The 2055-nt window shown below is 48.0% G+C and carries 3 protein-coding genes; all 3 read left to right on the top strand.

The window, feature by feature from the left end; all coding sequences use genetic code 11:
- Nucleotides 1-156: 156 nt before the first annotated feature.
- Nucleotides 157-825 carry a radical SAM mobile pair protein A gene (locus tag I2E77_RS13585; protein WP_004329299.1) on the top strand — a complete coding sequence of 223 codons (669 nt, stop codon included), beginning with the start codon at nucleotides 157-159 and terminating at the stop codon, nucleotides 823-825.
- On the top strand, nucleotides 822-1697 hold the full coding sequence (locus I2E77_RS13580; protein WP_004329298.1) for a radical SAM mobile pair protein B: 876 nt from the start codon (nucleotides 822-824) through the stop codon (nucleotides 1695-1697). The genes I2E77_RS13585 and I2E77_RS13580 overlap by 4 nt, the downstream gene beginning before the upstream one ends.
- 15 nt (nucleotides 1698-1712) lie before the next feature.
- Nucleotides 1713-2055 (top strand): sensor histidine kinase (locus tag I2E77_RS13575; RefSeq protein WP_195451499.1); only part of this gene is annotated, 343 nt, incomplete at its 3' end.

Below are 2055 nucleotides of genomic sequence, written 5' to 3'. Positions count from 1 at the left end.
TGACGAATTGCCTTCGCATATCAAGCTGATAGCCGTACACATGGATGCCATCGACCATTGCCAGACCACCCGTGCAATTCTGCGCAATGAGGCAACGCATCACGAAGCCGACATGAGCCGGCTGATTATCCCGGAGGACGGAGAAACAGTTGTGTTATGAGTGTCTGCATTAAATCCCTGATAAAAAACATGAACATAGTGGTAGGGTGCACTATAGGATGCCCTTACTGCTATGCCCGTAACAACTGCCGCCGTTTCCACATTACCGACGACTTTTCCGTGCCTGAATACATGGAACGAAAACTGCGCATCATCGATACGTCCCGTCCTCATGTGTGGCTCATGACAGGAATGAGCGATTTCTCCGATTGGAAGCCTGAATGGAACGCAGAAATTTTCGAGCGGATCAGCAGCAATCCCCAGCACGCCTATATCTTTCTGACGAAGCGCCCTGACAAAATCAGTTTCTCCTCTGACGACGAGAACGTATGGATGGGCGTGACCGTTACGCGCAGTTCCGAGAAAAGGAGGATTGATGATTTGAAAAAGAATATCAAAGCACGACACTACCATGTCACGTTTGAACCTCTCTTCGATGATATCGGCGAGATTGATTTCGAGGGAATTGACTGGATTGTCATAGGCACAGAGACCGGAAACCGAAAAGGAAAGTCATATTCGCGCCCCGAATGGGTGCTTAGCATTGCAGAACAGGCAAAGGCTCATGGCATACCGGTGTTCATGAAAGAGGATTTGCTGCCGATTATGGGCGACGAAAGAATGATTCAGGAATTGCCGGAACAATTTACCAGACGAATACAATGAATATGGATACAATAAAGGAAATAGATGTAAAGAGTGTAATGACCAAATCCTCTCTGCCGGTGGGAGGATATTCGGTCAACCCTTATGTAGGGTGTCCCCACGCCTGCAGGTATTGCTACGCATCGTTCATGAAACGGTTCACCGGGCACACCGAGCCGTGGGGTACGTTTTTAGATGTAAAAAACTGGAAGCCGATAACGAATCCTCATAAATACGACGGTGAACGTGTTGTAATAGGGTCTGTGACGGACGGTTACAATCCGTATGAAGAAGAATTCCACCGTACCCGAAGGCTGCTCGAAGAGCTGCGAGGAAGCGATGCCGAGATTATGATATGCACAAAGTCCGATCTTGTCCTTCGCGATCTCGACCTGTTGAAGAGTTTTCCCAAAGTGACTGTGTCATGGTCTGTCAATACGCTCGACGAGCAGTTCTGCGCAGATATGGACAACGCCGTAAGCATTGAACGCCGTCTGAAAGCGATGCGTCAGACATACGAGGCAGGTATCCGCACCGTATGCTTCGTCTCGCCCATATTCCCCAGAATAACAGACGTAAAGGCAATAATAGAGGAGGTAAAAGATTATGCTGATTTAATCTGGCTTGAAAACCTGAATTTACGCGGGCAGTTCAAAGGCGGGATAATGACGTATATCCGTGAGAAGTATCCTGACCTCATACCGCTTTACGAGGAAATTTACAATAAAAAAAGGCTTGAATACTGGCAGGCATTGGAGCAGGACATTTCAAATTACGCCAAGGAGCAGGGCTTCCCGTATCGTATAAACGATCTGCCATACGGACGCTCGGAAAAAGGCAAACCTGTCATCGTAAACTACTTCTACCACGAAAAAATACGATTGACAAAATGAGGCTATGCCGGACTGATGCAGAAAAGTTGTAGCGCGGATAAAAGCACCATGTATGTGGATAATATCCGGCAATCTTCCGAGCGTATGCGGGAGATGCTCAACACGCTGCTGGATTTCTTCCGTCTGGACAACGGCAAGGAGCAACCCAACCTTTCCCCTTGCAGGATTTCCGCAATCACGCATATTCTTGAAACGGAGTTCATGCCCATTGCCATGAACAAGGGGCTGACTTTGATAGTGGAGAGCCACACCGATGCGGTGGTTTTGACCGACAAGGAACGTATCCTGCAAATCGGCAACAACTTGTTGTCAAACGCCATCAAGTTCACGGATAACGGTAGTGTATCATTGGCAGCGG

Source organism: Anaeromassilibacillus sp. 1001302B_160321_C8 (assembly GCF_015554745.1).
Taxonomy (GTDB): domain Bacteria; phylum Bacillota; class Clostridia; order Oscillospirales; family Acutalibacteraceae; genus Anaeromassilibacillus; species Anaeromassilibacillus stercoravium.
Note: the sequence above shows the minus strand (reverse complement) of the source record. Positions and strands in the feature narration are given on the sequence as shown.

Excerpts from the sequence above, each read along its gene's own strand:
- I2E77_RS13585 (WP_004329299.1), top strand. The coding sequence starts at position 157 with ATGAGTGTCTGCATTAAATCCCTGATAAAAAACATGAACATAGTGGTA.
- I2E77_RS13580 (WP_004329298.1), top strand. The coding sequence starts at position 822 with ATGAATATGGATACAATAAAGGAAATAGATGTAAAGAGTGTAATGACC.